A 6,313-nucleotide genomic window follows, 5' to 3' on the forward strand; every position below is an offset into this window, starting at 1 on the left:
AATGACACAAAACATTTCACAAGGCGAGAGGATACATTCCATCGATATTATTAGAGGAATAGCTGTATTAGGTATTTTTCTTGTTAACTGGCCAATTATTGCCGGGGTTGACTCACGTGATATTACAGGAATTTACGAAGGGATAGACAGCTATATTCGCCTATTTTACGATATGTTTATTCAAACGAAATTTTATACAATTTTTTCGTTTTTATTCGGATTAGGTTTTTATATTTTTATGAATCGTGCTGAGGCGAAGACCGATCGTCCAAAAACTTTGTTTGTTCGCCGCTTACTTATCTTATTATTATTTGGGTTCTTACATTACGTTCTTTTATGGGACGGTGACATTTTACATACTTATGCAATTACCGGGTTTTTCTTATTTTTATTTTACAAAAGAAAGACACGTACTATTTTAATATGGTCAATTGTACTATTAAGTTTCATGCAATTGTTCACATTATTAGGTTCTCTTGTCATGTTATTAGTGCCGGTAGATGAACTAGGCCTTTCCATAGCCATTATGCCGTTAGAAAACTGGGGCTTACAAATTACAGACAGATTCTATTCTTTCTATTCTGAAGCAATAAGTAACAGTCTTATTATGCTTCCTGAAACACTAGGATTGTTTTTACTCGGATTATATGCCGGTAAAAAAGACATTTTCCGCCGTGCTAAGGAATTAGATCCAAAACTTAAAAAATGGCAAATCATTATGTTCATTTTAACATTACCGATGTGGTTTATTATGGTTTACTTCTTTATGAACAATCAACCATACACACCATTTTCACTTATGGGTATTACGATGATAAGCGGAAAGACATTGTTCATCTTCTACATTGTCACGTTAATGCGTTTATTACAAAAAGAAAAATGGCAAACAGTATTACGTCCATTCCAATACGTTGGACGAATGGCGTTAACGAATTACATCTCACATACAATTGTTACATTACTTGTATTTGGGCTACTATTCAAAAATGATTATCTTGCTCCATTATGGGTTGGACCACTATTCTGCGTCGGTTTCTACACGTTACAAATCTTTATTAGCCGCTGGTGGCTTTCACATTACCAATACGGGCCACTTGAGTACATTTGGCGTCTTGGTACTTACGGGAAAATGATGCCACTTAAAAAGAAAAGCAAGGTCTCATAACGAGACCTTGCTTTTTTACGCTTCTCTTACTGCACTTTGCATAGACACCGGCTCTTCTTTTACTTTCACTTTGCGCTGCGGCACCATATTAAATACGATATTTAACAATACTGCTGATGCACTTCCAAGTACAATTCCGTTATCTGTTAAAATACGAATGCTTTCTGGAAGTTGTGAGAATAATGTAGGAACGACTGTTACGCCAAGCCCAATTCCAACAGAACATGCAACGATTAATAAGTTTTCTTGTCTTCCAAAGTCAACGCTACTTAACATTTTAATACCATATGCCATAACCATACCAAACATTGCGAGCATAGCACCGCCAAGTACTGACTTCGGAATAATTGTTGTGATAGCTGCAATTTTCGGAATAAACCCAAGAGCGATTAACATACCACCGCAAGTATAAATAATAACGCGATTTCTTACTCCAGTTAATTGAACAAGTCCTACGTTTTGAGAGTATGTTGTATATGGGAACGCGTTAAAAATACCACCTAACACCATCGCTAATCCTTCTGCACGATACCCTTTTGTTAATTCTTTTTCACCGATTTTTTTATTGCAAATATCAGATAATGCAAAGTATACACCTGTTGCTTCTACAATCCCTACACAAGCAACGAGAATCATTGTAATAATTGGTGTTAATTCAAATGTTGGTGTACCGAAGTAAAATGGCTGAATACCATGGAACCAATCCGCCTCTCCAACTGCTTGCAAGCTTACTTTCCCCATAAATGCTGCAACGATAGTACCGAACAACAAACCTAATAGAATAGAAATTGAACGGATAAACCCATCAAAGAAACGATACATAATGATGATAAATAATAACACTCCAAATGCTAACGCTAAGTTTTCAAGACTTCCGAAATCTTTGCTTCCTACTCCACCAGCCATATCATTAATAGCGGCTGGAACAAGTGTAACTCCAATTACTGTAACGACAGACCCTGTTACAACTGGTGGAAACAGTTTTACAAGCTTTCCAAATAATTTCGCAAAAATAACAACGAATAACCCGGCAGCAATAATTGCCCCATAGATAGAAGACACACCGTATTGTTTTCCAATTGCAATCATCGGCCCAACCGCTGTAAATGTACAACCAAGTACAACTGGGAGTCCAATACCGAAAAAGCGATTTGATAATGCTTGTAAAATTGTCGCAACGCCGCACATTAATAAATCAATTGAGACTAAGTATGTTAACTCTTTTTGATTTAAACCAAGTCCGCCGCCTACAATAAGCGGTACGATAATTGCGCCAGCATACATAGCAAGCATATGCTGCATACCAAGCGATGCAATTTTAAATGGATGCTGCTTCATTGCTTATTTCACCTCCGCAGTTTCATGCTGTACAAATGTAACTGTGCCGTTATCAAGTGATGCAATTTCTGCTAGTGATTCAACACGAACGCCTTGTTCACGAAGCTTCTTTCCTCCATCTTGAAATGCTTTTTCAATAACAATTCCAATTCCTGCAATACTCGCTCCAGCTTGCTCTACTAAACTCATTAAACCTAAAGCAGCCTGACCGTTTGCTAAAAAGTCATCGATGATTAATACACGATCATTTTCATCGATATGATTGCGAGATAATGAAATTTCATTCGTTTCTTGTTTCGTAAATGAGTATACGTTTGCAACGTACATATTATCTTGTAACGTTAACGATTTACGTTTTCTTGCAAAGATTACTTTTACACCAAGCTCTAATGCAGCCATAACTGCTGGTGCGATGCCTGAAGATTCAATCGTTACGATTTTTGTAATGTTCTCTTCTTTAAAACGTTTAGCAAATTCTTTTCCAATCTCTTGCATAAGTACTGGGTCAATTTGATGATTTAAAAATGCATCTACCTTTAATACGTCACCAGATAAAACCTTTCCTTCGTTCAAAATCTTTTCTTGTAATACTTTCATGTTTGTTCCCCCTCTTATGCAATAAAAAACTCCAAAAGCCGCCACCACTCGTTACAAGTGAGAGACGCGCTTTTGGAGTTTCGCAAAAAAGAATGCTAAACAAGCAATATATTCGTCCTCACTCATAGTCAAAGTATTTACGGTACTTCGGTAGAAACTTGCAGGCCATATCCCCGCGATTATATGAGTGTAGCTAACTATTTATTTTATAGATGGATTATAACGCACTTTTTATACTTTGAAAAGTATTTATTAACAAAACACGTACAAATTTTATAAAAACATCATTTTCGTTCGAGTTTTGTAAACTCTTACATATTATTTCAAAGCGTCGTTAAAACAATTGGCCCATCTTTTGTAATTGCAATTGTATGCTCATATTGCGCTGATAATTTCCCGTCCATCGTTCTTGCAGCCCATCCATTTAAATCTACTTTCGAATATCGCATACCTACATTTACAATTGGCTCAATTGTAATTACCATTCCTTCTTGCAACTCAGGCCCTTGTCCTTGTTTCCCAAAATGAAAAATTGCTGGTTCTTCATGGATCTCTTTACCTATTCCATGTCCCGTAAAGTCTCTTGCGACAGAAAAACCTTCATTTGCTACGTAACTCTCAATTGCATACCCAATGTCCCCTACATGATTACCGATTACCGCCTGATCAATCCCTTTATACAATGCATTCTCAGCTACTACCATTAACCTTTCCGCTTCCTCAGAAACATTTCCAACTCTATACGTCCAAGCAGAATCTGAAAGACCACCATTTAAGTTTACTACCATGTCAATTGTTACAATATCTCCTTCATTTAAAGGAACATCGGCCGGAAACCCATGACACATTTCATCGTTTACAGATGCACATATCGCATATGGATACCCATTGTAACCTTTCTGTTCAGATGTGGCACCATGCTGTTTTAAATACATTTCAACAAACGTATCAATCTCTTGTGTCTTTATACCTGGCTTTATCATTTTCGCAATTTCTTTATGACATGAAGCAAGTAATTTTCCAGATTCATGCATCAAATCTATTTCATTTTTCGTTTTAATTGTAATCATACTACCTCTACCTTTCCTTGCTAAACCTACTATTTACTACTAAAATTCTATCATACACATCTTCTTCCACAATTTCCAATTACAAAAGCAAATATCCTTTATCTCTATTTTCCGAATATAAATTTTTAGTTAATTCGATTTTTAAGATATTATATCTAGTATTTTTTATTGATATTTACTTATAAACAAAGTATAGTGTTACCATACTATTAAAAGGAGGATTATTAAAGATGATGCACGCAGGAAGACTACGTCAGCAAACTTTGAACAATAAGTAACTTAATATGTTCAAAGGCTCTGTTTTCATAAAGCAGAGTAAACGGGATTAGTCTGCACATTTTTAATAATCTTCAACGGAAGAGTACACTTTCCACATGAAGAAAGGCAGATATACGTCTGTCTTTTTTTCGTATATTTTTTCATACAAAGAGAGGCGTTTATTCATTATATCCTCGTTTACTCTTAACCACAGACAGAAGCTCGTCTGTGGTTTTTTTATGATTACATTTCCTTATATCTCGCTACTTTAATCATATTGATGTAGTTAGAAACAATTAGTAACAGAAAACATTAAAATTAGAATAAACATTTGGAGGAAATGGGAATGAATACACTTAAAGTTAAACAATTAGCAAATAAGGAAGGACTAAATATATTAGAAGATTCAATAGTAATTAATGAATCTGGCGTTGACTTTCAAGTAGCACACGTTAAAGAACAAAACGGAGATAAATGGATACTAAGAATTCCTCGTAGACCAGAATCTATGAGACATGTCCAACGAGAAAAAAAAGCATTAGAACTTATGAAAAAACATGTAGAATTCCAAGTTCCTGATTGGTCTATATTCTCTGAGGAACTAATCGCTTATAAACAACTAAGTGGCGTTCCTGCCGCTACTATCGATATAGAACGACAAGAATATATATGGAACTTTAATGAAAAGAATGCACCAACTGAATACAATATTTCATTAGGAAAAGTTCTAGCGAATTTACACTCATTACCTCAGCAAAAATTTAATAATATAGGTGTTGAAATTCTTACTGCTAATGAATTAAGAACTTCTATGAAACAAAGGATGAATCGAGTGAAGGAACAATACCACATCAATCAAAACTTATGGGATCGTTGGCAAGCATGGCTAGCTGAAGACTCTTTTTGGCCATCTCATGTAGGAGTAAAGCACGGGGATATACATCCAGGTCATATCCTGATTGATAAGAAAAATAATGTAACTGGCTTAATCGATTGGACAGAAGTAGGGATAGCTGATGTATCTATCGATTTCGCTTCCCATTATCTGCTCTTTGGGAAAGATGGACTAACAAAGTTAATTAATTCTTATGACAATTCTGGCGGTAAAACTTGGTCAAGAATGGATGAACATATTATCGAACTTCTAACAACAAGTAGTATCACTGTTGCTGAATACGCTCAAGTATCAGGTTTGAAAGACATGCATGAAATAGCTGTACACATGCTATCAACTGAAAGTTAATGAAGTTGCAAAAAACAGAAGAACCCTCTTCTGTTTTTTGTTATTTTCCACATATATAATTCATTTTCAAAAACTCAAAACAACTACCGTTTGTTTTTTGTATAAACGTCCCAACTGCTTCAAACCCTGCCCTTTTATATACTTTAATAGCTCTCTCATTAAATTTCACTACTGATAGTGTTATATAATTGCACCCATATTTTTCTTCACTAAAAGCTAGTCCCGCATTCACGAACTGTAAACCAAATCCATTGCCAGTTATATCAGGTCTCATTCCAAGTCCTATATCAACCGTTCCATTATTCATTTTACAAACAGTAAAAAAACCAATGAGAGTGCCATTTTCCTTTACAGAAAATGTATGATTCCCTCTACTCTCATCATGTAAAAACTCATCTAAATCTTCTTCATCTGCCGCTATATCATAAAAAGAATATTTCCCTTCATAGTGCCAGTTATATGCAATCTCTTCCGCTTCTTCTTGCGTCATTACTGTATATGTATAAAGCATTCTTTTATCCCCCTTAAAAAAAGAGCTGCAATTAAGTGAAGTGACCCCTAAAAGTTAGACACGGTTATTTCATTAGGCAGCTTGATAAAAGTGAGTCCGGTATTGTACCGGGCTCATTTTTAATTTTGCCT

The 6,313-nt window shown here is 35.4% G+C and carries 6 protein-coding genes and 1 riboswitch; of the genes, 2 read left to right on the forward strand and 4 right to left on the reverse strand.

Annotated elements, in window-relative coordinates; translation table 11 throughout:
- The first annotated feature begins 1 nt into the window (after position 1).
- Complete coding sequence (locus ACLBXA_RS26595) at positions 2 to 1,165, forward strand: DUF418 domain-containing protein (protein ID WP_000193087.1); 1,164 nt, start codon at positions 2 to 4, stop codon at positions 1,163 to 1,165.
- 15 nt (positions 1,166 to 1,180) lie between these two features.
- Here the strand turns inward: ACLBXA_RS26595 and pbuX are convergent, their stop codons facing one another.
- From pbuX to ACLBXA_RS26610, 3 genes are all read right to left on the reverse strand, one after another.
- Positions 1,181 to 2,503 carry a xanthine permease PbuX gene (pbuX, locus tag ACLBXA_RS26600; protein ID WP_000809215.1) on the reverse strand — a complete coding sequence of 441 codons (1,323 nt, stop codon included), beginning with the start codon at positions 2,501 to 2,503 and terminating at the stop codon, positions 1,181 to 1,183.
- 3 nt (positions 2,504 to 2,506) lie between these two features.
- The gene (locus ACLBXA_RS26605) at positions 2,507 to 3,100 is read right to left on the reverse strand and encodes a xanthine phosphoribosyltransferase (RefSeq protein ID WP_000866482.1); all 594 of its coding nucleotides are present in this window, start codon (positions 3,098 to 3,100) and stop codon (positions 2,507 to 2,509) included.
- Positions 3,101 to 3,205: 105 nt separating this feature from the next.
- A riboswitch (purine riboswitch) is annotated at positions 3,206 to 3,307 on the reverse strand.
- 116 nt (positions 3,308 to 3,423) lie between these two features.
- Positions 3,424 to 4,170: a type I methionyl aminopeptidase gene (locus ACLBXA_RS26610; RefSeq protein ID WP_000628412.1), complete on the reverse strand. Its 747-nt coding sequence runs from the start codon at positions 4,168 to 4,170 to the stop codon at positions 3,424 to 3,426.
- Positions 4,171 to 4,774: 604 nt separating this feature from the next.
- Between ACLBXA_RS26610 and mphL the strand changes: the two genes are divergently transcribed.
- Positions 4,775 to 5,671: a macrolide 2'-phosphotransferase MphL gene (gene mphL / locus ACLBXA_RS26615; protein ID WP_001094261.1), complete on the forward strand. Its 897-nt coding sequence runs from the start codon at positions 4,775 to 4,777 to the stop codon at positions 5,669 to 5,671.
- Positions 5,672 to 5,711: 40 nt separating this feature from the next.
- Here mphL and ACLBXA_RS26620 read toward each other — a convergent pair whose 3' ends face one another.
- Complete coding sequence (locus tag ACLBXA_RS26620; protein ID WP_000967501.1) at positions 5,712 to 6,182, reverse strand: GNAT family N-acetyltransferase; 471 nt, start codon at positions 6,180 to 6,182, stop codon at positions 5,712 to 5,714.
- Positions 6,183 to 6,313 lie beyond the last annotated feature (131 nt).

The organism is Bacillus sp. D48C (assembly GCF_053345735.1).